23 protein-coding genes and 1 riboswitch are annotated in these 22706 nt (G+C 43.2%); of the genes, 17 read left to right on the top strand and 6 right to left on the bottom strand.

All coding sequences use genetic code 11. The annotated features are described in order from the left end of the window. Positions 1 to 93: 93 nt before the first annotated feature. On the bottom strand, positions 94 to 1005 hold the full coding sequence (locus QM454_RS00200; RefSeq protein WP_432360145.1) for a 1,4-dihydroxy-2-naphthoate polyprenyltransferase: 912 nt from the start codon (positions 1003 to 1005) through the stop codon (positions 94 to 96). A gap of 192 nt (positions 1006 to 1197) precedes the next feature. On the opposite strand from QM454_RS00200, the gene QM454_RS00195 reads away from it, so the two are divergent. The 5 genes from QM454_RS00195 (at position 1198) to QM454_RS00175 (ending at position 7468) form a co-directional block, all read left to right on the top strand. After that, positions 1198 to 2583: an isochorismate synthase gene (locus QM454_RS00195; protein WP_432360143.1), complete on the top strand. Its 1386-nt coding sequence runs from the start codon at positions 1198 to 1200 to the stop codon at positions 2581 to 2583. Next, a complete protein-coding gene (menD, locus tag QM454_RS00190; RefSeq protein ID WP_432360140.1) occupies positions 2576 to 4288 on the top strand; it encodes a 2-succinyl-5-enolpyruvyl-6-hydroxy-3-cyclohexene-1-carboxylic-acid synthase in 1713 nt (570 codons plus the stop codon). Before QM454_RS00195 ends, menD begins: the two co-directional genes overlap by 8 nt. Next, positions 4281 to 5102, top strand: coding sequence for a 2-succinyl-6-hydroxy-2,4-cyclohexadiene-1-carboxylate synthase (menH, locus tag QM454_RS00185; RefSeq protein ID WP_432360137.1), 822 nt, complete (start codon positions 4281 to 4283; stop codon positions 5100 to 5102). Before menD ends, menH begins: the two co-directional genes overlap by 8 nt. 17 nt (positions 5103 to 5119) lie before the next feature. Further along, entirely contained in the window at positions 5120 to 5938 is an 819-nt protein-coding gene (gene menB / locus QM454_RS00180) for a 1,4-dihydroxy-2-naphthoyl-CoA synthase (RefSeq protein ID WP_432360134.1), read from the top strand. A gap of 72 nt (positions 5939 to 6010) precedes the next feature. Next, positions 6011 to 7468, top strand: coding sequence for an o-succinylbenzoate--CoA ligase (locus QM454_RS00175; protein ID WP_432360132.1), 1458 nt, complete (start codon positions 6011 to 6013; stop codon positions 7466 to 7468). Positions 7469 to 7505: 37 nt separating this feature from the next. Here the strand turns inward: QM454_RS00175 and QM454_RS00170 are convergent, their stop codons facing one another. Together QM454_RS00170 and yidD are read right to left on the bottom strand one after the other, a co-directional pair. After that, positions 7506 to 8552, bottom strand: coding sequence for a metal ABC transporter solute-binding protein, Zn/Mn family (locus QM454_RS00170; protein ID WP_432360129.1), 1047 nt, complete (start codon positions 8550 to 8552; stop codon positions 7506 to 7508). Positions 8553 to 8673: 121 nt separating this feature from the next. Continuing rightward, positions 8674 to 8904, bottom strand: coding sequence for a membrane protein insertion efficiency factor YidD (yidD, locus tag QM454_RS00165; RefSeq protein ID WP_432360127.1), 231 nt, complete (start codon positions 8902 to 8904; stop codon positions 8674 to 8676). Between the two features lie 123 nt (positions 8905 to 9027). Here yidD and QM454_RS00160 point away from each other — a divergent pair, with 123 nt between their 5' ends. The 3 genes from QM454_RS00160 to QM454_RS00150 all read left to right on the top strand — a co-directional run bounded on the left by QM454_RS00160 (position 9028) and on the right by QM454_RS00150 (position 10562). Next, positions 9028 to 9207 carry a putative motility protein gene (locus QM454_RS00160; protein ID WP_432360124.1) on the top strand — a complete coding sequence of 60 codons (180 nt, stop codon included), beginning with the start codon at positions 9028 to 9030 and terminating at the stop codon, positions 9205 to 9207. 106 nt (positions 9208 to 9313) lie between these two features. Continuing rightward, positions 9314 to 9778 carry an NUDIX hydrolase gene (locus tag QM454_RS00155; protein WP_432360121.1) on the top strand — a complete coding sequence of 155 codons (465 nt, stop codon included), beginning with the start codon at positions 9314 to 9316 and terminating at the stop codon, positions 9776 to 9778. Beyond that, positions 9768 to 10562, top strand: coding sequence for an alpha/beta hydrolase family protein (locus QM454_RS00150; RefSeq protein WP_432360118.1), 795 nt, complete (start codon positions 9768 to 9770; stop codon positions 10560 to 10562). The genes QM454_RS00155 and QM454_RS00150 overlap by 11 nt, the downstream gene beginning before the upstream one ends. A 46-nt stretch (positions 10563 to 10608) precedes the next feature. Here the strand turns inward: QM454_RS00150 and pckA are convergent, their stop codons facing one another. Then, entirely contained in the window at positions 10609 to 12195 is a 1587-nt protein-coding gene (gene pckA, locus QM454_RS00145; RefSeq protein ID WP_432360115.1) for a phosphoenolpyruvate carboxykinase (ATP), read from the bottom strand. 171 nt (positions 12196 to 12366) lie between these two features. Next, positions 12367 to 12485, top strand: a riboswitch (SAM riboswitch). Positions 12486 to 12670: 185 nt separating this feature from the next. Here pckA and metK point away from each other — a divergent pair. Further along, positions 12671 to 13873: a methionine adenosyltransferase gene (gene metK / locus QM454_RS00140; RefSeq protein ID WP_432360112.1), complete on the top strand. Its 1203-nt coding sequence runs from the start codon at positions 12671 to 12673 to the stop codon at positions 13871 to 13873. A gap of 317 nt (positions 13874 to 14190) precedes the next feature. On the opposite strand, the gene QM454_RS00135 is transcribed toward metK, so the two are convergent. Further along, on the bottom strand, positions 14191 to 14703 hold the full coding sequence (locus tag QM454_RS00135) for a gamma carbonic anhydrase (protein WP_432360109.1): 513 nt from the start codon (positions 14701 to 14703) through the stop codon (positions 14191 to 14193). Between the two features lie 81 nt (positions 14704 to 14784). Between QM454_RS00135 and QM454_RS00130 the strand changes: the two genes are divergently transcribed. The 8 genes from QM454_RS00130 to nhaC all read left to right on the top strand — a co-directional run bounded on the left by QM454_RS00130 (position 14785) and on the right by nhaC (position 22128). After that, positions 14785 to 15573, top strand: coding sequence for an alpha/beta fold hydrolase (locus QM454_RS00130; RefSeq protein WP_432360107.1), 789 nt, complete (start codon positions 14785 to 14787; stop codon positions 15571 to 15573). 19 nt (positions 15574 to 15592) lie between these two features. Beyond that, on the top strand, positions 15593 to 16186 hold the full coding sequence (locus QM454_RS00125) for a histidine phosphatase family protein (RefSeq protein ID WP_432360104.1): 594 nt from the start codon (positions 15593 to 15595) through the stop codon (positions 16184 to 16186). A 92-nt stretch (positions 16187 to 16278) separates the two neighbouring features. Next, positions 16279 to 16806 carry a signal peptidase I gene (lepB, locus tag QM454_RS00120; protein WP_432360101.1) on the top strand — a complete coding sequence of 176 codons (528 nt, stop codon included), beginning with the start codon at positions 16279 to 16281 and terminating at the stop codon, positions 16804 to 16806. Beyond that, complete coding sequence (locus QM454_RS00115) at positions 16807 to 17424, top strand: AAA family ATPase (RefSeq protein ID WP_432360099.1); 618 nt, start codon at positions 16807 to 16809, stop codon at positions 17422 to 17424. Between the two features lie 114 nt (positions 17425 to 17538). Beyond that, complete coding sequence (locus QM454_RS00110) at positions 17539 to 19689, top strand: ATP-dependent helicase (RefSeq protein WP_432360096.1); 2151 nt, start codon at positions 17539 to 17541, stop codon at positions 19687 to 19689. Next, entirely contained in the window at positions 19686 to 20063 is a 378-nt protein-coding gene (locus QM454_RS00105) for a fluoride efflux transporter FluC (RefSeq protein ID WP_432360093.1), read from the top strand. The genes QM454_RS00110 and QM454_RS00105 overlap by 4 nt, the downstream gene beginning before the upstream one ends. After that, positions 20060 to 20422, top strand: coding sequence for a fluoride efflux transporter FluC (locus QM454_RS00100; RefSeq protein WP_432360090.1), 363 nt, complete (start codon positions 20060 to 20062; stop codon positions 20420 to 20422). The genes QM454_RS00105 and QM454_RS00100 overlap by 4 nt, the downstream gene beginning before the upstream one ends. A gap of 326 nt (positions 20423 to 20748) precedes the next feature. Further along, entirely contained in the window at positions 20749 to 22128 is a 1380-nt protein-coding gene (gene nhaC, locus QM454_RS00095; protein WP_432360087.1) for a Na+/H+ antiporter NhaC, read from the top strand. A 39-nt stretch (positions 22129 to 22167) separates the two neighbouring features. Here nhaC and QM454_RS00090 read toward each other — a convergent pair whose 3' ends face one another. Continuing rightward, the gene (locus QM454_RS00090; protein WP_432364074.1) at positions 22168 to 22701 is read right to left on the bottom strand and encodes an isoprenylcysteine carboxyl methyltransferase family protein; all 534 of its coding nucleotides are present in this window, start codon (positions 22699 to 22701) and stop codon (positions 22168 to 22170) included. Positions 22702 to 22706 lie beyond the last annotated feature (5 nt).

Below are 22706 nucleotides of genomic sequence, written 5' to 3'. Positions count from 1 at the left end.
CTCGATAAGTTCATAATAATTTTGTACCTTCTCTTGATTAACGAAAAAGCAGAATAAAAAGGACTTGCAACGATGTGCAAGTCCTCAAACGAATTATATAAAATGACCGATTAGAATCCCGATACCTACTAATAAACCAAAAATTGTATTTGTAACTGCCGTGTTCTTCATGGCGGGCATCACTTGCAATGGAAGCAGGTGAGTGCGGAAGGTTTTGATGGCATTCATTGGTTTACGGACACTTAGAAATACTAGTAATCCCCAAGGTGTCAAGTAACTCAACACGATTAGCAGAATGATCCAGCAATAAGAAACGATAAAGAATGCAGCAAGGATTGTTATTGCATTAGATCTTCCGACGAGGATTGCTAGCGTTTTCCTGCCACCTTTCGTATCCCCCTCAATATCGCGGATGTTGTTTGACATCATAATGGCAGCGACGAGGAGCATGCTTGGAATTGAAATGAGAACTGCGTCTGTTGTCACTTCGCCTGTTTGGATGTAGAAGGCGATAAGGATTAGTAGCATTCCCATGACTACACCTGAAACGAGCTCGCCAAAAGGTGTATAAGCGATTGGCACCGGTCCGCCGGTATATAAATAACCAATAAGCATCGAAATTGCTCCCACAAGTGCGAGCATCCAAGAGGTCTCCATACAAATATAAATGCCGATTAGAACGGAAACGGCATACAAGAATAGCGCGATTCGCATTACAGTTTTCGGCTTAACGCCATTTCGAACAATCGTACCACCAATGCCGACGGAGTTTTCATTGTCCAGTCCACGTTTGAAATCATAATATTCATTGAACATATTTGTAGCCATCTGAATGAAGAGGCTCGCAATGAGCATAGCGAAAAATAACGGAAAGTGAAGTTTTCCGTGCGTCAAAGCGATCATTGTCCCTAGGAAAACCGGAGCAAAAGCCGCAGTTAACGTATGTGGTCTCGTAAGCTGCCACCATATTCGCCATCCGGAATCAGCTTTAATAGTTTGTTGCAATGTATTCTCTCCTATCTTCATGTTTCCGTTATCCATTGTACTCCAAATTAGCTGAAAGAGGTATTGTTGTTTGCATAATCTATGCGAGAATTGCGATATTCCGGTATAATGGAACTAAGAAACTCATTCTTCTATTAAAAAAGTAAATGTTTCAATGCAAGTTGATGGATTGAAAATGAAGGAGAGAAAATAATGGGTTACAAGATGACGGAAATTCGTGAAATGAGAAATGTGATGATATCACCAAGTACACGCTTCTTCACGGAAACTGTCGAAGTAGGAAGGATATCGCCGTTGTCTTTTTTTGAAGCAGGTGCTTCTCAATATGATGACAAACGATTCTATTGGCAAAATGCAGATAAGACATTGACACTTGTCGGCATTGGACATGCCTACACGTTGACTACCGACAAAACCGAAGGCCGTTTTCAAGACATTTCAATGAAATGGAAACAGCTATGCTCCACATTAATTAAAGAGGAAAAAGATATCGATCCCGTTCTTTTTGGTGGATTTTCATTTGACGAGAATAGTAGAAAAGAATCGGAATGGGATGAATTCCCGTCCGGCTATTTTTTCGTACCCTCATTTCAGTTGAAAATCGAGGAAGGGAAAACAATGGTCTCCATCAATATGATTACAGATCAGACAGAAGCTGCTTTAGATTTCGATAGACTTCGAGAAGAACGTGATAAACTAATTCACAATGCTCAAGTAGAGGAGTTCGATTTTACAAATCATAATAAGATCACCGCAACGACAGAACGGGGTAAAGAGCAATATTTACATGCGGTCAAAAACGCTACCGAATCGATACAGAAAGGGAAGGCGGACAAAGTCGTCATTGCGCGGGCGCTTGAGCTTCACTTTGAACATACTGTAAATAGTGTCAAAGCATTGCACGCAATTACGAATGAACAGCAGGAGAGCTATCATTTCGGACTTCAAATAGGAACGTCGCACTTCTTTGGTGCAACACCTGAACGTCTAATTGAAATAAAGAATGGAAAAGCATACTCAGCCTGTGTAGCCGGATCAATCCGTCGCGGAAAATCGGCTCAGGAAGATCGGGTATTAGGGGAAGAGCTTTTAGGAGATCGGAAAAATCGGGAAGAGCATCAATATGTCGTCAGTATGATTTCGGATGTGTTTAATAAATATTGCAGTGAAGTGCTTATTCCAAAAACACCAAAACTGATGAAAATAAGAGATATACAGCATCTATACACGGCAGTGGAAGGAACGCTCGGACAGGAAATTGATATTTTTTCTTTCGTAGAGGCGTTGCATCCGACACCTGCACTAGGAGGAGTCCCAACGAATGTTGCTTTGGATATCATTCGACAAGAGGAAGAAATGGACCGAGGATATTATGCCGCTCCGATTGGTTGGACGGACGCTGCAGGCAATGGAGAGTTTGCGGTAGCCATCCGTTCAGCTCTTCTAGACGGTAACCGAGCATACTTGTATGCGGGAGGAGGAATCGTTGCTGATTCCGTTCCTGATTCGGAATATGATGAGACATGGGTGAAATTTAGACCGGTTTTGCGGGCGCTTGGAGGAAAGTTGAATGGATGAACGACGAATTTTGACAGACCACGTATTGCGTATGACGAATACGTTAATACAGGCGGGCGTCAGGGAGGCGGTCATTAGTCCGGGTTCCCGTTCGACACCACTTGCCTATGCATTTGCTTCATCAGACAATATACAGACATACATGCAAGTCGATGAAAGGTCCGCAGCTTATTTCGCACTTGGTTTAGCGAAGGCATCCGGCAGGCCGGTTGTTCTACTATGTACATCCGGAACGGCAGCGTCCAATTACTATCCTGCAATTACAGAGGCGTTTTACGCCCGTATTCCGTTAATTGTCCTGACGGCTGATCGTCCACACGAATTGAGGGGCGTTGGTGCTCCACAGGCAATTGACCAGTTAAATATGTATGGGAAACATGTGAAATTCAGTGTGGACCTTCCACTCGCCGAGGACAACGAAGAGTTGGATTGGTTTTTGGAACGGCATGTCAATCGGGCAGTTTCTGTTGCAATGACAAAACCGATGGGTCCAATCCATTTGAACATTCCATTGCGGGAACCGTTGCTAATTGATTTCGACAGAAGATTGGGGACATCGACGTTTGTTGAAAGGATTCATGGGGATAGTGAACTCTCAGCAAATCAAAAACAATCGCTAGAGACACTCTTTTCGAATGCTGAAAATGGTTTAATTATAGTCGGAGAAATGCCTATCGGATTTGATAAGGATGCATTTTGGAACTTTGCAAAGCGACTACAATGGCCAGTCCTATGTGATCCATTATCTAATTTACGATCTGAAGTTCCTCACGATTGTAGATCATTATGCATCGTACATTATGATGCCTTGTTAAAAAGCGAAACGTTCCAAGCGAAAGTAGTGCCTAATACGGTCATTCGTTTTGGCGCACAACCGGTTTCAAAACCATTGTCATTATTTTTAAAGCATTACAGACCGAGTGTTTTTATCGCTGTAGATGAATCGCCTGAGTTCAGGGATTCGCTCGGCATCGTCACACATCACTTGCAATCTTCACCTGAGTCCGTATATGACGTTCCAAAACAGCAGGAACCTACTTTCTATTGTGAGGCCTGGTGTTCGGCAGAGAAGTTCGCAGAAGCAGCTACACGTCGATATGAGGGGATGGCAGGGGATGAAGGTGTCGTTGTAAAGACATTATTCGACATACTTCCTGACGGCAGTGACTTAATAAGCGGCAGCAGTATGCCTATCCGTGACGTCGACACATTTTTCACTAAGACGGAAAAGGATATTACGTTATTTGCAAATAGAGGAACGAACGGCATTGACGGTGTCGTCTCTACAGCATTTGGTATTGAAGCGGCACGAAAAAGACCGACGTATTTACTTATTGGTGATTTGTCCTTTTTGCATGACGTCAACGGATTAATCGTCTCCCGATTCCATAAGACGAACTTGACGATCATTATCTTGAATAACGATGGTGGAGGCATTTTCTCGTATCTGCCCCAAGCGAGCGTTGAAAACCATTTTGAAGAGCTTTTCGGAACGCCAACAGGCTTAACGTTTGAACATGTCGGCGCGATGTATGACACACAATATGCTGCCGTTCATACAGTAGAAGGGTTCAAGGCGGAACTTCAAAAAGAAAAGACGAAGGATGTCCGGATTATTGAAGTGTTCACGAGTAGACCGGTGAATGTAAAAGCTCATCGTGCGTATTGGGCCGAAATTATTGAGGGACTAGAAGAGAATGAATAAGTTGCTACTTCCAATACGCGGACTTTCCGTTCATGTCGAGATAAAGGGAGAGCCACATTTGCCAACCATCGTCTTTCTACATGGCTTTACAGGATCCACCAAGACGTGGGATGAAGTTCGCAATGAATTCAATGGATATCGGACAATTGCGGTCGACTTGACGGGTCACGGAGAAACATCTGTTCCAGACAAACTAGAGCGCTATTCGATGGAAGAACAGATTGAAGACTTGGAAGCTCTATTCGAGCATCTTGAATTGAATTCATTTTTGTTAGTAGGCTATTCAATGGGCGGGCGCATCGCTTTGGCGTATACGATTCATTATCCGAAGCGAGTAAAGGCACTAGTCCTTGAAAGTTCATCTCCTGGATTACTAGATGAACAGGACAGGTTGGAACGGGAATTAGCAGACAAGTTGCTCGCCAAATCTATAATTGAAGATGGCATTTACTCTTTTGTCGAAAAATGGGAGAACATCCCCTTGTTTGCATCGCAAAGAAGCTTACCTGTTGAAAAAAGACGAGCTATTAGAAATGAAAGATTGAAGCAAAGTGAAATTGGGCTTGCAAACAGCCTGTTGGGAATTGGAACAGGTAGTCAAAAATCATATTGGGAACAACTTCATTCGATGCCAAATCCCGTTTTTCTAATAACTGGCGAGCTCGATGCGAAATTTGTGGAAATTTCCCGGGAAATGACTGCTCTTGCTCCAACATGGCGACATATTGTCGTTTCAGGGGTGGGACATGCGATTCACGTTGAAAAACCGCAATTGTTTGCTACAATGATTATGGAGTATTTGCAAGGTTTATAATTTGGAGGAGGAAGAAAATGACACGTCAATGGGAAACAATTCGTACATATGAAGATATTAAGTATGAGAAGTACAACGGCATTGCCAAAGTGACAATCAACCGTCCTGAAGTACGGAACGCATTTCGCCCTAAAACGGTAATGGAATTGATAGATGCGTTTTCCCGCGCACGGGATGATAACAGCATCGGCGTTATCATTCTAACAGGAGAAGGCGAGAAAGCATTTTGTTCTGGCGGCGATCAATCCGTCCGCGGGCATGGTGGGTATGTCGGAGACGATGAAATTCCACGTCTGAATGTCCTCGATTTGCAACGATTGATCCGTGTCATTCCGAAGCCTGTCGTCGCGATGGTTGCAGGGTATGCAATTGGTGGCGGCCATGTGTTGCACGTTGTTTGTGATTTGACAATCGCAGCAGACAACGCTCGCTTCGGACAAACAGGACCAAAAGTTGGTTCGTTTGATGCTGGATATGGGTCAGGTTATTTGGCTCGTATTATCGGTCATAAAAAAGCAAGGGAAATTTGGTACCTATGCCGCCAGTATGATGCACAGCAAGCATTGGATATGGGACTCGTCAACACGGTTGTTCCTTATGAGCAATTGGAAGACGAAACGGTTCAATGGTGTGAAGAAATGCTCGAGATGAGCCCGACTGCACTCCGTTTCATCAAAGCTGCGATGAATGCAGATACTGACGGACTAGCTGGTCTTCAACAAATGGCTGGAGACGCGACGTTGCTTTATTACACAACAGAAGAGGCGAAAGAGGGGCGCGATGCATTTAAAGAAAAGCGCAAGCCTGATTTCGGTCAATTCCCACGTTTCCCTTAATCGTGTACCATTAAATTTTCCAAAGCTGCCTTCTCGATTAGGCAGCTTTTCTTATCGAAAGAAGGTGAGTATATGATTCCTAATTGGTTACTGCAAAGGGCCTACTTAACTCCGAATCGGATGGCATTATCGTTTGGAGATGAGCAGTGGACATTTCAGCAACTATTGGAAAAAGCATCACGCATTGCTTGGAAATTAAAATGGAATGGTTTGAATGAAGGAGATCGGATTGCGTTACTTGGCCGATCGACACCAGAGATGGTTTTTGTTATCCATGGATGTCTTTTAGCGGGTCTTGAAATCGTCATGTTGAACAGCAGACTATCTGCTAAGGAGATTTCTTGGCAATTAAATGATTGCGAAGCATCCACGTTGATTGTAGATGATGAATTAATGGAGCGTGTAAAGGGGATTATCACGCCAACGCTCACATTTTTAGCAATTGAATCGAGCGAAATGCAAAAATTCAACTTTACGGAAATGTGGGACACGTCAAGAACAATTACAATTATGTATACATCAGGGACGACAGGCTTTCCGAAAGGCGTTCGGCAGACGGCTGGCAATCATACGGCAAGCGCATTATCGTCTGTACTAAATTTAGGTTTGACAGATGATGATATTTGGTTGTGCACGATGCCTTTATTCCATATTAGCGGTTTCTCTATTCTTGCAAGGTCTGTTATTTACGGGATGGGTGTACGACTGTATGAGAAATTCGATGCGAAGTCAATTGTGGAAGAAATTCAAAATGGGACAGTAACAAGGATTTCCGTCGTTGCGATAGGCTTGCATCGAATACTTGAGCAATTTGAGAAGAACGATTCTGTAGCACATCCTTCATTTCAGACGATGTTGGCGGGGGGAGGGCCTGTGCCGGATGAATATTTACGTCAGGCTAAACAATATGAACTGCCAGTATTACAAACATATGGTATGACAGAAACGAGCTCGCAGACTGCAACACTTTCGTCAGACGATGCATTACGGAAGGTAGGATCTGCGGGAAAACCGTTATTTTTTAATCAGATTAAAATTAGGGATGCAAGACAACCGGGAGATTATGGGGAAGTGCTTGTAATGGGGCCTCACGTGACGCCTGGATATATCGGTCATGCATCTGACAGTAATCCATTGAAGGACGGTTGGCTGCCAACAGGAGATATCGGGTATATCGATGAGGAGGGATATTTATTCATTGTCGATAGAAGGTCGGACCTAATTATCTCAGGAGGCGAAAATATTTATCCCGCAGAAATTGAAAATGTGCTTATGTCGCACCCTCATGTAAAAGAGGCAGGTGTTTGCGGACAAGATCACGATGAATGGGGCAGCGTTCCAATCGCGTTCATCGTAGGTGAAAAACAGTTGAAAGTGGCGGATTTGGAAGAGCACTGTAAAAAACAGCTTGCTAGTTATAAGATTCCAAAAGAATTCCATTTTGTAGAACAACTGCCGCGCAATGCTTCAAATAAACTGCTACGCCGTGAACTGAAAGAATGGGCTGTTGCTGGCAAAAATAAAAAGTAGAGAGGGCACGTCAATCGAGCCCATCTCTACTTTTTCATTATTTCGTTCCGAGTGCCTGTTCGAAAACACGTAAATTATGTTCCATTAACGTGAAATATGTTTCGTCGTTTTTTATATCTTCTTGCGTGAGAACACCTAGATTGTGTAGCATGAGTGATTCAGCACCAATTTCTTTTTTAATGACTTCCGTTAATTTTGATGAAACATTTTGTTCGAATAAAATGTATTGAACATTTTCGTTCTTCGCTTGTTCAACGATCTTCGCGAGTTGCTTTTGTGAAGGTTCGCTTTGCGAATTCAATCCAGCAATCGCCACTTGATTTAATCCATATGTGTTTGCAATATAGCCGAATGCAGCATGCGAAACGAAAAATGTCTTCGTCTCCGCGTTGTTTGCCATCTCCTTGAACCGTTCGTCTAATTCCATTAAGTCGTCTTCTAGAAGATCGAAATTCTTCTCGAATGCTTCTTGTTGTTCCGGCATTTTTGAAATGAGCGCTTCTTTAATAGAGGCGGCGAGTTCGATGCTCAACGTAGGGGAAATCCAAACATGTGGATCGAATTGACCGTGCTCATGGTGATGGCCATGAGCATCATCATGTCCTTCTTCATGGTCATCTTCATGTTCATCGTGTTCTCCTTCGTGGCCATGGTCATCATGTCCTTCTTCGTGGCCATGTTCATCTTCCTCGTGATGACCTGCTCCAAGTTGTCCTTCTGATATCGTTTCGGCAGTCGCCACCATTTTGACATGTTCATTTTTTAACGTCTTTTGAGCACTTTCAACAAATCCTTCAAGACCGAGACCGATATAGAAGAACAGATCAGCATCGGAAAGAGCGATCATGTCTTTTTGTGTCGGATCGAAAACATGTTCATCTGCTCCTGCAGGATAGATGGACTTGACATTGACAAATTCGCCGCCAATTCGTTCGGTGAAATATTGAAGAGGATAGACGGTCGTATAGACAGTTAATACCCCTTCCTTGTTGCTTTCTATATTGCTCATATCATTTTTGTTGCCACAAGCGCCAATGAGTAAAATCATGACGAGTCCTAGTAGAACAACTAATTTCTTTTTCACTATAAAATCCTCCGCCTTCTTAATAGTAACCATTACGATTTATAATGCTTACTTATAATACAAGATATGAGTAGTTTTCGCAACTTAAAAATAAAAAAACCGGCTGTAGCCGGTGAAACAATCATTTTTTCTTATCAATCTTTTCCGGAACCGGATCAAAGCCGCCTTCATGGAAAGGGTGACATTTGGAAATCCGACGAATCGTTAGCCATGCCCCTTTTAATGCGCCGTGTTTCTGTAATGCTTCTACGCCATAATGCGAGCAAGTAGGATAAAAACGGCATGATGGTGGTGTGAGTGGAGAAATGATTTTTTGGTAGATCTTAATTATACCAATTAGAATTGTTTTCAATTGATGGACACCTTGCTTTCTCTTATACGTTTATTTTATTTGTTCCCGTAGTAAATTAACAGGGAGAAGCCTTGAATTATTGGTTTTATCTCCGATAATAGCATTGAAAAGGAGGAATGGTTTATGAACATGAACTCCATCATGGCGAGCCAATTGAGAAGTTTACAATCTACAGTTCAATTGAGTGTCATGAACAAGGCATTATCGGTGAATGCGACTGCAGTGACGGATATGCTGCAAAGTATGCAGAGCCAACCGGCGCCTCATCCTTTTAAAGGATCGTCAGTCGATGTGAAGGCATGAAAAAGGAGCGCGAATTTCCTCTGTTTTAGGGAATTCGCGCTTTATTTTGTTGATATCCCGTATTAAGTGTAAAATAGGCTTGTTAAATGAAAGGGCGTGATGTCAAATGATTACAACGTTCAAGGACTTGCATGGTGCGCATGTTGAGCTGACTTTCGGGGAGAATCGTTTTGGCATGGAAGCGAGACATGTGCTTGTTGTGTTAAAGCACGAAGGGAGATGGCTCGTTACACGCCACTCCATGCGTGGAATCGAATTTCCAGGAGGCAAGGCGGAGGATGGAGAAACGATTGTTGCTGCCGCAATTCGTGAAACGATTGAAGAAACAGGTGTTACAATTACAGACCTCATCAAGTTTGCTGAATATGTAGTTATGAGCAATGTGACATTTTGCAAGGCAGTATTTACAGGGAAAGTAGCGAGCATTGAAGAAAACCCACAGTTGTTCGAAACAGAAGGGGCACTATGGATGACCGATGAGCAATTGGCAAACTGTAATGAGTTAAGTTTTCATATGAAAGATGCAGGCATGGCGGAAATCCGAAAGTGGGTGAATGCATATGGTTCCTAACGGGGCGATTTTTCACCGAAAAGAGTATCCCTCGCCAAATCCCAACATCCGTCTTGAAGAGATAACGTATTGGTCAGATGGATTGAAAGTTAAGGGGCTTCTTGCTGAACCGATAAGTGGAGGGAATTTTGAGGGGATCATTTACTTACGTGGCGGTATCCAGCATGTCGGTATGGTACGACCGTCTCGAATTGCACAGTTCGCATCACAAGGGTTTGTCGTATTTGCTCCTTATTATCGTGGTAATCGAGGCGGAGAAGGGCGTGACGAGTTCGCAGGAGACGATCGGCAAGATGCAGTCAATGCCGTTGAAGTGTTGAAGCAGAGTTCGAAGTTGAATAAAGACCGAATCCATCTGTATGCTTTTTCGCGCGGCGGCATAATGGCGCTATGGACCGCTATTTTACGAGAGGATATTACGTCTGTTGTGACGTGGGCAGGGGTTTCGGATGTCGTCTTTACATATAACGAACGGAAAGATATGCGCCGGATGATGAAGCGTGTCATTGGCGGCACTCCGAATAGCATGCCGGATGCCTATAGGGAACGGACCGCGTTGTTCAGGGTGGATGAAATCGATGCTCCTGTTTTGATTATCCATGGAATGAAAGATGATAATGTTTCTTTTGAGCAGGCAAAGTTACTTGAAGATGCATTACGAGAGAAAGACAAACAGTACGAGACTTGGTATTTCCCCGAGTATACCCATTACTTTCCTCCAGCACAGAATGCACAAATTTTGCGCGATTTATGTAATTGGATGAGAAGACAAGGGAATGAATAATAAAAGATCCAGGTGCTAGATGACGCGCACCTGGATCTTATTAAATTTATGCGATTGGTCCGCCTTTTTGAGTGATTTCTTCAGAAACGTGACCGAATTTCTTAAAGTTGTCACGGAAAAGATCCGCCAATTCTTTCGCTTTTTGATCATAAGCTGTTGGATCGCTCCAAGCATTACGTGGGTTTAACACTTCAGTTGGTACGCCGTCAATCGCTTTCGGCATTGCAAGACCGAAAATAGCATTCTCTTCGAACTCGACATCGTTCAATTCGCCGGCAATTGCTGCGCGAACCATTGTACGAGTATGTTTCAATTCCATACGCTTCCCAACGCCGTACTCACCACCAGTCCAACCTGTGTTGACGAGGAAAACTTGCGCGTTGTGCTCATCAATTTTCTTTCCGAGCATTTCAGCGTATACTGTCGCTGGTAGCGGAAGGAATGGGGAGCCGAAGCAAGTTGAAAACGTAGCTTCCGGTGAAGTGACACCGCGCTCAGTTCCTGCAAGTTTCGAAGTGAATCCGCTTAGGAAGTGATACATTGCTTGTTCTTTCGTTAATTTTGAAATCGGAGGCAATACGCCGAATGCATCAGCAGTTAGGAATACAATCGCTTTCGGATGTCCTGCTACGGATGGCGTCACGATGTTTTCGATATTGTGAATCGGATAAGCTGCACGTGTATTTTCAGTTAATGTATTATCATCATAGTCCGGCATGCGTGTTTTTTCATCAAGCACGACATTTTCAAGAACAGAACCAAATTGGATCGCTCCAAAAATCTCCGGCTCTTTTTCTGCAGAAAGGTTAATACATTTCGCATAACAGCCGCCTTCAATGTTGAATACGCCGTTTTCAGACCAGCCGTGCTCATCATCACCGATTAGTTTACGGTTTGCATCCGCGGAAAGAGTTGTTTTTCCAGTTCCGGAAAGTCCGAAGAAGAGTGCAACGTCTCCTTCTTCGCTAACGTTTGCCGAGCAGTGCATCGGCAAAATTCCGCGCTCAGGAAGCAAGTAGTTCATAACGGAGAATATCGATTTTTTCATTTCGCCTGCATATTCAGTTCCGCCAATTAACACAATGCGCTTTTCAATTGATACAATGATAAAAGTTTCGGATTTTGTTCCGTCTACTGATGGATCCGCTTTGAATGTTGGAGCAGCAATAACTGTGAATTGTGCTTCATGCGTTTTTAACTCTTCTTCAGTAGGGCGGATAAATAAATTTTGAACAAAAAGGTTTTGCCATGCGAATTCATTAATGACTTGGATGGAAAGCTGCGAATCTTTATCAGCTCCTGCAAAGCCTTTGAATACGAAGAGCTCTTCTTTTGCTTTTAAATGGTTAAGTACTTTATTATATAAAGAATCAAAGATTTCAGATGAAATCGGGCGGTTCACTTTGCCCCAATCGATTTTGTCTTTTGAAGAGTCCTCTTCGACAATATACTTATCCTCAGGAGAACGGCCTGTATACTTGCCAGTTACGGCAGTAAGTGCGCCGTTTGCAGAAAGTTTCGCTTCTCCGCGGGAAGTCGCTTTTTCAACCAATTCCGCCACTGAAGGCTGTATGTTTACGTTGTTTCCTGAAAGTAAATCGTTTAATCCGTTTTCAATTTTCGCTGAAATCATTTCTCGTACCGTCCTTTGCATGTAATCCCAATTGGTGGGTTTCATCACATTTCGTAAATAGTATAACACATTTAGAATAATAGTCTATACTAATTATAAACTCAAGTATTTTCGGCTGAAAATGTTTGACAAAGCGTAAACTTTTTCGTAGGATTGTTTAATGAACGGATACTCTTATCCCGAGCTGGCGGAGGGACAGGCCCTATGAAGCCCGGCAACCTGCGTGGACCTATATGGCCGCGAAAAGGTGCCAAACCTGGAGCAAGGTTGAATTCCTTGGACGATAAGAGTGAAAGGTGCTGCTTTTGAAATACTGCCTTTCCTCATGTATATTTACGTGAGCGAAGGGCTTTTTTATTGATTTATAAGGCCCTTAATCCTTGTGTATGTTGACGTCGACTCTCTAGGCGCTGAACTTACTGGGACAAACAGAGTACCGTATCAATATTTGCAAGCCGTTAAGGAGGAAACTACAATGACAAATCGCCGATTATTCACTTCGGAATCGGTAACAGAAGGCCATCCAGACAAAATGTGTGACCAAATTTCTGACGCCATTTTGGATGCCATTTTAGAAGAAGACCCGAATGCGCGCGTAGCGTGTGAAACGACAATTACAACAGGACTCGTACTCGTCATCGGGGAAATTACAACTACAACTTATGTTGACATCCCGAAAGTCGTTCGGGATACGGTGAAGGAAATCGGTTATACACGTGCGAAATTCGGATTCGACTGGGAGACGTCATCCGTTTTGACGTCCATCGACGAACAATCTCCTGATATCGCAGCGAGTGTCGATCAGGCACTAGAAGCGCGAGAAGGGACAATGAGTGATGAGGAGCTTGAAGCTATTGGAGCAGGCGACCAAGGACTTATGTTCGGATATGCTTGCAATGAAACGCCTGAACTTATGCCGATGCCAATTAGCTTATCTCATAAGCTTTCGCGCAGACTTGCGCAAGTAAGAAAAGATGACACGCTTGATTATTTACGTCCTGACGGCAAAACACAAGTGACGGTGGAGTACGATGAAGACAACCGTCCTGTTCGGATTGATACGATTGTCATTTCGACACAGCATCATCCTGACATTACACTTGAGCAAATTCAACATGACATTAAAGAACATGTCATCTACCCAGTTGTGCCTGCGGAGCTTCTAGATGAAGAAACAAAATACTTCATTAACCCTTCAGGCCGTTTCGTCATCGGTGGACCACAAGGGGATGCCGGCTTGACAGGAAGAAAGATTATCGTTGACACATATGGCGGCTACGCACGTCATGGCGGCGGTGCATTTTCTGGAAAAGACGCGACAAAGGTAGACCGTTCTGCATCATATGCAGCGCGCTACGTGGCGAAGAATATCGTTGCAGCGGGTCTTGCAGATCGTTGTGAAGTTCAACTCGCCTACGCAATCGGTGTCGCAAAACCGGTATCGATTTCAATCGATACATTCGGGACAGGCAAAATCGAGGAAGACAAGCTTGTGGAAATCGTTCGCGAGCTATTTGATTTACGCCCGGCAGGCATTATTAAAATGCTTGACTTGCGCCGTCCAATTTATAAACAAACTGCGGCATACGGCCATTTCGGACGCACTGACGTTGAGCTTCCATGGGAGCAGACGGACAAAGCAGAAGATTTGATTATGAAAGCAGGATTGTCTGATTAATAATTTGAGTTCGAGGAAGCAGTGGAGAAATCCATGCTTCCTTTTTTTGTTATTTAAGGATAACGAGAATTTAACGGGTTTGAACGAGAATTCAGCAGTTGTTAAAGGGTATGGGAACTTTACGGACATCAAAGCGTTTACTTAATAAGGAAGAAGAGAGGAGATGGCGATTAAGTAATGACTACCGCCTTACTACTGATTGGTCTAATCGGTTTTATTGCTTGTGTTGTCGTAGTAGGAATTATCGTATTGCTAGTTTCTAATAAATAAAAGGTGCTGCTCAACGTTGAGCAGCACCTACATGTGGTATACGCTTTTTATTCTTGCATTTCCTTATAAATCCGTCTCTTTTCTTCATAGCTGTTCAAAATGCGTTGCATATCTGCTCGGTCCTCATCAGTTAATTCACGCACGACTTTTGCGGGTGATCCGAGAGCGAGACAGCCTGGCGGGATTTCTTTGCCGGGTGGTACGAGGCTCCCTGCCCCGATAAAAGCTCCTTCACCAATTTCGGCTCCGTCCAAAATAATAGCTCCCATTCCGATGAGCGCTCCTTTACGGACAATACAACTATGTAGAAGTGCTTTATGGCCGACTGTCACATCGTCTTCGATCAGTAAAGTCATTCCGGGACTTTGATGAAGGCAGCTTAAATCTTGAATGCTGACGCGTTCACCGATAATTGTTGGGGCGACATCTCCACGAATGACCGTGTTGAACCAGACAGAACTGTTTGCTCCGATTGTAACGTCGCCTGTAATCGTCACATAATCTGCGACATAGACGGAAGGGTCAATTTTTGGTGTTTTTCCATTGTATGAATAAATCATGAACGTCTCCTCTTTTCTAGAAATCATGTATAATTTATCGTATCATAAAACTTTCATTTACAAAAAGAGGAGGTGAGTGCCATGTGGAAATGGGAAGCGGAAGGACAACCGAAAGCGGTAGTTGTCATTATTCATAATGCTTATGAACATCATCGGCGGTATGCGTGGCTCATCCAGATGCTTCGAAACGGTGGTTTTCATGTCGTCACTAGCGATTTACCAGGCCATGGGTCTGAGAGTGGCAGAAGGATCCATGATGAACCGTTCAAGTCGTATGTGGACCATGTAAAGAAAATGATTGATATTGCGCTAATGGATAATTTGCCGTTATTCGTGCTAGGACACGGACTAGGCGCTACGATCGTTATGCATATTCTGCAACGTGAGAAACTGGAATGTGCAGGCTTCATTTTCAGTTCTCCTTGGCTCTCAATGAATCATCAGCCATCCAAATTTAAAGGGATGCTGACGAAGCTTTCAAGTTCTATGAAAGTGAATCATGACATTACAATTGAGATGTTGACGCGTAACTATGATATGTATATAGAGTTTCAGAACGATCGGAACTATAGCTCCGTAGTCTTTGCGTCGTGGTATCGTGAGCTGCTTGCGATGATGAAATCAATTATGACCCATGAAGAAAGCATCTTTGACGTGCCGGTCCTTGTCCATACAGGGGAACACGATAAAATCACGGATATCTCGTATGGAAAGAGTTGGTTGTTGAACCAACATCTATCCGAATTTCATTATAAGGAATGGAAACGGTTATACCACGATCTTTATCAGGAGCCTGAGCGGGAGGAAGTGTATTTGTACATTGAATCGTTCATGAACAATGTGCTTCGCTCGCTCGGCTATATTGTATGAAGAAAAACCATAAGGGGGAATGGTTGTTTTGACAGTAATCGGATTTGTGAGGCATGGTGTAACCGCGTGGAATAAAGAGGGGAGAGCGCAAGGCAGTTCGGATATTCCTTTAGATGATGAAGGAATTGACATGGCGAAGCGCGTAGCCGACAGATTGTCTACGGAGCAGTGGGACATCATTTATACGAGCGATTTACAAAGGGCAAAAAAGACTGCTGAAATTATAGCTGAAAAATTGCCGGGTGTTGAGCTTGTGGAGGATGCACGATTACGTGAAATCGGCGGCGGAAAGGTTGAAGGGACTACAGAGGCTGAACGCATCGAAAAGTGGGGAAAAGACTGGAACCAGCTTGATATGGGGTTTGAACCACTTGAGTCGATTATATCTCGCGGGATGGAATCCCTTAACGAAATCAAAAAGAAGTATGCTGGCAAAAGAGTGTTGGTCGTCAGCCATGGCAGCTTTATTATTCGGATGTTGAACGAACTTGTTGCAGAAAGTGAGACGAGCTTGGATAACACTTCGCTAACAATCGTTGAACTAAACGACGGTAATAATCTATGCCATCTTTTCAATTGCACCGCCCATTTGAAAAAAACGGCTGAGTCATAATTTGAGTTGGACGAGTTGCGAACATAAATCCATTCATACGTTCACTAGTCTATACTATATACTATACAAATTGTAAGATCGGGGGCTTTAAAATGAACAAGGAAACAACATCAGAAATCTTATCATGGATAAAAGCAATTGCAGTCGCTTTTGTCCTCGTATTTGCCATCCGTCATTTCCTATTTTCACCGGTTATCGTATCCGGTCAATCAATGGAGCCGACATTTGAATCGGAAAACCGCGTCATCATTTCGAAAATCCATAAGCTGGATCATTTTGACTTAGTCGTCTTCCATGCGCCTGGATCAGAGGAAGATTATATTAAACGAGTCATTGGGCTGCCGGGAGATACAGTTGTCATGAAAGACGACAGGCTTTTCATTAACGGGAAAGAGTATGAAGAGAAGTATGTCCAGGCGAATAAAGAACGACTTTTCAAGGACCAGAAATTGACGGAGGACTTTGAAGTAACTGTGCCGGAAGGGCAACTTTTTGTGTTGGGCGATAATCGGAGGAACAGCACGGATAGCCGAGCTATCGGCTGTATTGATCAAGATTCTGTCGTCGGTAAAGTAGGTTTCAGGTTTTACCCATTTAACTCGCTTGGCATTCCTAAATAAATGTCCATTTCAAAAGCTCGACTTATTGGTATTGACGGTTTAGGTGGATCCGGAAAAACAACATTGGCGAGAATATTGGAAGGGCAACTTGAAAATGTAGTACTCTTCCATATCGATGATTTCATCCATCCTAGAAAAATTCGGTACGATGAAAGTTTTCCTGAGTGGGAAGCCTATTATCATAAACAATGGCGATATGATTATTTAATTAATACCATATTGCAGCCTCTAGCGAATGGGCTATCTATAGACAAGAGCATTGAGTTTTATAATAAAGAAGAAGATCTGTATATTCGAGAGCAGATAACAATCCCAGTTGACACTAAAGTTATCATTGAAGGTGTGTTTCTTCAGCGGGAAGAATTAAGGAAGTATCTTGATTTTGTCATCTATATCGATGTGGACAAAGATACTAGACTAAAGCGCGTACTAGAAAGGGACACGTATATCGGAACAGAGGAGGAGATTATCGCAAAATATGAACAGCGATATTTTCCTGCTGAGGAGATGTATGTGAAGGAATACAACCCAACTCGTCTGGCTGATCAAGTTATTGTAGGCGGCAAGAAGGGAAAAATGGATATCCAAAACGTTAGGCTCGAATTAGGCGGCTTTTAGTGAACAACCTCTGCGCAAAATGCAGAGGTTGTTTCTTTTTCACGGACGTCACTCTACAATTGCTGCGTTCGTATGGTAAATTAAGAACATCGCAAGAAAAAGGAGCACCATGCAATGACTGATTTTTTTACAAGGAAACAGAATGAACTGCATATACAATTAAACGACGTCCAGAAAAAGGCCGTCATGCAAACGGATGGGCCATTGCTTTTATTAGCATGTCCCGGATCGGGAAAAACAACGACGATAATTATGCGGATCGGCTATTTGATTGAAAAGAAGAATGTAGACCCGAAGCGCATTAAGGCGATCACATTCAGCCGGGCATCAGCGCTTGATATGACAGATCGATTCAAACGTTTTTTCCCACACCATCCACCGGTCGATTTTTCGACAATTCATAGTCTTGCATTCGCTATCACTCGCACATATTTGCAAAAGACAGGTGTCTCATTCGAATTAATTGAAGGCGGTGGGAAAGGGAAGCAGGCTCTCACGAAAACGACTTTGCTGAAACGCTTATATAAAGAAGCGTTACGGGAAGATTGCACGGAAGATGATTTAACTTCGCTGTCGACCTTTATTAGCTATTTAAAGAACAGGATGATTCCTTTCAATGAGTGGGAGCAAGTGTCGGCGCCTTTTGACAAGGCGGGAACGATTGCGTTGAATTACGAACAAGTGAAATCGAAGACGGAAGGGCATCTCTTTTTAGACTTCGATGATATGTTGTCCATCGCGGAACAAGCATTGCGCGTCGATGAACAATTTGCTGAGCAGTTCCGCTCTCGTTATGACTATTTGTTGACTGACGAAAGCCAGGACACATCGCTCGTTCAACATCGGATTGTCGAACATCTCGTTGCACACCACGGCAATCTTTGTGTCGTGGCGGATGACGACCAATCGATTTATACGTGGCGCGGCGCGGATCCTTCTTACTTGCTGGATTTTAAACAAGTGTATCCAGATGCGAAATTACTAAGAATGGAGCAAAATTACCGTTCGTCAAAAGAAATCGTCGAAACGGCAGCCCATTTCATTACACGCAATAAGCAAAGATATAGGAAAGAGATGCGGACGGACAATGCTGAAGCGGGACCGATCGTCATGAAACAATTCGAGGACCCAAAACGACTTTTGGAATATGTTACGTATGAATTATTGGATGAGCAAAATTTGGAGGAAGTCGCTATTTTATTTAGAAATAATTCTTCCTCCACGATGTATGTTAATGAGCTTCATCGGAGGGGAATCCCTTTTTATATGAAAGACGCGGATGACAAATTCTTTGCCCATTGGGTCGTTGAAGATATTTTAAATTTCATGCGGCTCAGCTTCAATGTGGAACGGAAAGACATTTTCGCGAAAGTCGTAATGAAAATGAATTTGTTCATTTCGCGGGACATGCTGTCTAAGTTCATGAATACAACGACTTCCGGAAATGTTTTTGAGGCATTCATTCAAACTGTGCAATTGAAAGGCAGTCAAATTGAAAAATTGGATACTTGCATTGATGTTTATAAACGAATTCCCGATATGCGACCTGTACAAATCATACGGATGATACGCTATGAACTCGAATATGAGGAAGCATTAAAAAGCAGGGCGGCAAAATTCGGCTATCGGATCGATAATCTTCTCGGCATTTTGGACACGCTAGAAGGCATCGCTTCACAAGTACGGACAATGGTTGAATTTGCAAATCGTTTAAAGGAATTGGAACAAGCCGTCCAACAGGCGAAATTCAATCCACCTGCAAATGCATTAACATTGTCGACTTTCCATAGCGCCAAAGGATTAGAATTCAGGCGTGTATTCATGATCGACTTAGTGAAAGGAATCATTCCGTCTGAAGAGGACGAAACGGACACGATGTTGCTCGAAGAGGCAAGGCGATTGTTTTACGTTGGCATGACACGGGCGAAAGAACGATTGGAATTGCTGTCGTATCGTGAGGCAAATGGAAAATCCAAAGAGGATTCTAGGTTCTTGAATGAAGTACGGGGGATTTTAATGAAGCCGGAAGAGAAAACGGCCGAGAAATTGAAGAAAGTTGACTTGTCGACATTGCCTGATCCGGATGGGATTGCGACGCGAACAGCATTATCCGTTGGCATGCATGTGATGCACCGCGTATTTGGAAGAGGGGTCATTAATGGCATCGGTGAAGAGGAGATTCGCATTCAATTTGGAGAGGCCGAAAAGAGGTTATCTCTCGAAATGATTCTCTCACGTCGACTATTGAAAGAGGTTGAGTTATGAAACAAGCCCTTTTTGTCGGAATCGCAGGAGCAATCGGTGCGATTTTTCGCATAGGAATTGGGAGGATGCTCGAAGGATCAATTGATTTTCCGATAGCGACATTGACTGTCAATCTTCTTGGGACATTCATTCTTTGCCTTCTTAGTGCAGGCGTTATCGATCGGCTGACGGATGATCAGCAACTTCAGACTACGATTACGACTGGATTTTTAGGTTCCTTTACAACGTTTTCCGCATTTAGTATGGACATCGTAAATCTTTTACAAAATGGACAACTGATGCTCGCTATCTTTTATTTTGCAATTAGCATTAGCGGCGGCCTACTTACTGGCTTATTCGGCTTCCGAATTGGTCGTAGGATGGTGAGGGCATGACAGTAAGTGAAGTACTTGTTATCGGTTTAGGAGGATTCATCGGTGCCGTCGTTCGTTTTTTCATTTCCGCAAAGATGAATAAAGTGGGTCGAATGCCAATAGGTACAATGGTTGTCAATTTGACAGGGTCATTGCTGATCGGTCTCTTAATCGGCTTGGAATTGCCTATGCTATGGACCGTCTTCCTTGTTTCCGGGATAATGGGCGCCTTAACGACTTTTTCCACACTGATGAAAGAATTGCTTCAGTTATGGAGTGATGGCCAAAGAGGGAAGTCGATTGTATATTGTATGTGGACGTTCGTGTTTGGAATTGCTCTTGCCTACTTTGGATTTGTTATCGGTGGTTTTTTGAATTAATTTTTAAAAATCGGATGAACTGTTGACATCTCCGACAGGGCTGGTAATATACAATAATAATCATTTTATTAGTAAAACAAATAGGTAGCGGAGAGTCGGCTTAGTAATCGTGTTGTGAGCAGAAAAAAGAGACTGAATGGATAGTGCAAATTCAGGCAGCAACACGTATGAAGTACATCGACAGCTTTTCTCCGATTGTAATGAAGTGGTCGGCAAGCTTGTTTGTCGTCAATCAGGGTGGTATCGCGGAGAGCTCCTTCGTCCCTTATCCAAGGGATGGAAGGAGCTCTTTATGTTTAAAATAAACACATTAGGAGGAATGCATTATGATACAAATAAAAGCGATCCATTCGCCTTCGTTTTCGGAATCGGTATTACTTGTATTCGGCATCGTGGCAATGATCAGTGTTACTATAATTAAATTCGAATCGGTTCCTCATTTACCAATCCTCCTATCAATTTTATTGTTGATCGGATATGGCCTTCTGAAAAGGATTCCTTTCAAGAAACTTGAAAAAGGATTGGTCGATGGAGCCGGGGCAGGTATGGGTGCGGTGTTCCTCTTTTTCTTCATCGGTATTCTTATTAGTAGCTGGATGATGAGTGGGACGATTCCAACACTAATTTACGCAGGCTTTCATCTTATTACACCTACATTCTTTTTTGCGATTGTCTTCGTCGTCACGGCTATCGTCGGTATTTCAATTGGAAGCTCCTTGACAACGGTCGCGACGGTCGGTGTGGCGTTCATTGGAATGGCTAGCGTGCTTGAACTTTCATTGCCAATCGCAGCAGGTGCAATCGTTTCAGGTGCATTCTTTGGGGATAAAATGTCGCCGTTATCAGATACGACGAACCTTGCGTCTTCGATCGTGGGAGTCGATCTTTTTGAGCATATTCGCAATATGGGATGGACGACGGTACCAGCATTTTTCTTATCATTGCTTTTCTTTGGTCTGTTATCGCCGGACGTAACGACGAGGGAGTTCGATAAAATTGCATTGTTTCAAGAAACACTGCTAGAAACAGGGATGATCCATTGGTATACGGTTATTCCGCTCGTCGCTTTATTTGTGTTAACGATTCTAAAGGTGCCTGCATTTCTTACGTTAGCAATTAGTTCTGCAGTGGCGGTCGTACTTTCATTCCTCCATCAAAGCATTGGATTTTCACAAGTGCTTGGCATATTGTTTAGCGGATACGTCTCCTCGACTGGCGTGGAAGACATTGATGCATTATTATCACGCGGTGGAATGGAAAGCATGATGTTTACAGTCGCTCTCGTGTTATTGGCGCTTAGCATGGGAGGATTGTTGTTCACGTTAGGAATTGTCCAAAGTTTGTTGGCGCAAGTTGAAAAGCTTTTCAAAAAAGTATTTTCAGTTATAGCAGCATCAGCTATGACAGCAATCGGCATTAACGTATTAATTGGCGAACAATATTTGTCGATTTTACTGACAGGGCAAGCGTTCCAAACACAATATGCAAAACTCGGCCTTGCAAATAAAAACTTGAGCCGGGTCATGGAAGATGCAGGAACAGTTGTAAATCCGCTCGTACCGTGGAGTGTTTGCGGGATATTCATTACAAACGTGTTAGGCGTTTCGACGATTGACTATTTGCCGTTCGCCTTCTTCTGCCTGTTATCGCCGATTTTGACGATTCTATTTGGGTATATGGGGAAGACGTTGACACGTACTTCTTAAGAAAAGAAACACCGAGGATTCAGCTCCCTCGGTGTTTTATTATTTATTCAACTGAAATGCTTCGTTATAATTCGTAGCCTCCCGGAGCGCTTCTTCCTCTGCCGGAATCCGCACTGACATCATCCAAACATTAAGAAGGGAAAAGACGACTGCGGTAATAAAAGCATTAAATAGTAGCGGTAGAACAAGCAGTTCCGTGGCGACAATCATGTAATTTGGATGACGGAGCCATTTGTACGGTCCCTTCCGAACGACTTTCGCATTGGGAAGGACAATGATTTTTGTGTTCCAGTACTTGCCTAAGGAAGTGAGGCACCAAATCCTCATTATTTGCGCAGCTAAAAATATTGCCAACCAAATCGTCCAAACTGCGGAAAGCTGGCGATTGAAGAATAAAACTTCAGTAATGAGTGCAATAAAGAAGCATACGTGCATGGCGACCATATAAGGATAATGGGAAGCGCCGGCTTCAAATGCACCTTCGCTTTTCATCCATTTTTCGTTCCTCTTTGCGATAATTAATTCAACAATCCGCTGTAAAATGATGATGGTTAGAACAATGCCGAACATAATAGCCA

Source organism: Sporosarcina sp. UB5, assembly GCF_050859005.1.
GTDB lineage: Bacteria > Bacillota > Bacilli > Bacillales_A > Planococcaceae > Sporosarcina.
The sequence above is the reverse complement of the archived record's forward strand: the minus strand, read 5'-3'. Positions and strand labels throughout refer to the sequence as shown.

What these genes read in the sequence shown, in the direction of transcription:
- QM454_RS00195 (WP_432360143.1), top strand. Translation starts at nt 1,198, where the DNA reads ATGGGTTACAAGATGACGGAAATTCGTGAAATGAGAAATGTGATGATA.
- menD (WP_432360140.1), top strand. Translation starts at nt 2,576, where the DNA reads ATGGATGAACGACGAATTTTGACAGACCACGTATTGCGTATGACGAAT.
- menH (WP_432360137.1), top strand. Translation starts at nt 4,281, where the DNA reads ATGAATAAGTTGCTACTTCCAATACGCGGACTTTCCGTTCATGTCGAG.
- menB (WP_432360134.1), top strand. Translation starts at nt 5,120, where the DNA reads ATGACACGTCAATGGGAAACAATTCGTACATATGAAGATATTAAGTAT.
- QM454_RS00175 (WP_432360132.1), top strand. Translation starts at nt 6,011, where the DNA reads ATGATTCCTAATTGGTTACTGCAAAGGGCCTACTTAACTCCGAATCGG.
- QM454_RS00160 (WP_432360124.1), top strand. Translation starts at nt 9,028, where the DNA reads ATGAACATGAACTCCATCATGGCGAGCCAATTGAGAAGTTTACAATCT.
- QM454_RS00155 (WP_432360121.1), top strand. Translation starts at nt 9,314, where the DNA reads ATGATTACAACGTTCAAGGACTTGCATGGTGCGCATGTTGAGCTGACT.
- QM454_RS00150 (WP_432360118.1), top strand. Translation starts at nt 9,768, where the DNA reads ATGGTTCCTAACGGGGCGATTTTTCACCGAAAAGAGTATCCCTCGCCA.
- pckA (WP_432360115.1), bottom strand. Translation starts at nt 12,195, where the DNA reads ATGATTTCAGCGAAAATTGAAAACGGATTAAACGATTTACTTTCAGGA.
- metK (WP_432360112.1), top strand. Translation starts at nt 12,671, where the DNA reads ATGACAAATCGCCGATTATTCACTTCGGAATCGGTAACAGAAGGCCAT.
- QM454_RS00135 (WP_432360109.1), bottom strand. Translation starts at nt 14,703, where the DNA reads ATGATTTATTCATACAATGGAAAAACACCAAAAATTGACCCTTCCGTC.
- QM454_RS00130 (WP_432360107.1), top strand. Translation starts at nt 14,785, where the DNA reads ATGTGGAAATGGGAAGCGGAAGGACAACCGAAAGCGGTAGTTGTCATT.
- QM454_RS00125 (WP_432360104.1), top strand. Translation starts at nt 15,593, where the DNA reads ATGGTTGTTTTGACAGTAATCGGATTTGTGAGGCATGGTGTAACCGCG.
- lepB (WP_432360101.1), top strand. Translation starts at nt 16,279, where the DNA reads ATGAACAAGGAAACAACATCAGAAATCTTATCATGGATAAAAGCAATT.
- QM454_RS00115 (WP_432360099.1), top strand. Translation starts at nt 16,807, where the DNA reads ATGTCCATTTCAAAAGCTCGACTTATTGGTATTGACGGTTTAGGTGGA.
- QM454_RS00110 (WP_432360096.1), top strand. Translation starts at nt 17,539, where the DNA reads ATGACTGATTTTTTTACAAGGAAACAGAATGAACTGCATATACAATTA.
- QM454_RS00105 (WP_432360093.1), top strand. Translation starts at nt 19,686, where the DNA reads ATGAAACAAGCCCTTTTTGTCGGAATCGCAGGAGCAATCGGTGCGATT.
- QM454_RS00100 (WP_432360090.1), top strand. Translation starts at nt 20,060, where the DNA reads ATGACAGTAAGTGAAGTACTTGTTATCGGTTTAGGAGGATTCATCGGT.
- nhaC (WP_432360087.1), top strand. Translation starts at nt 20,749, where the DNA reads ATGATACAAATAAAAGCGATCCATTCGCCTTCGTTTTCGGAATCGGTA.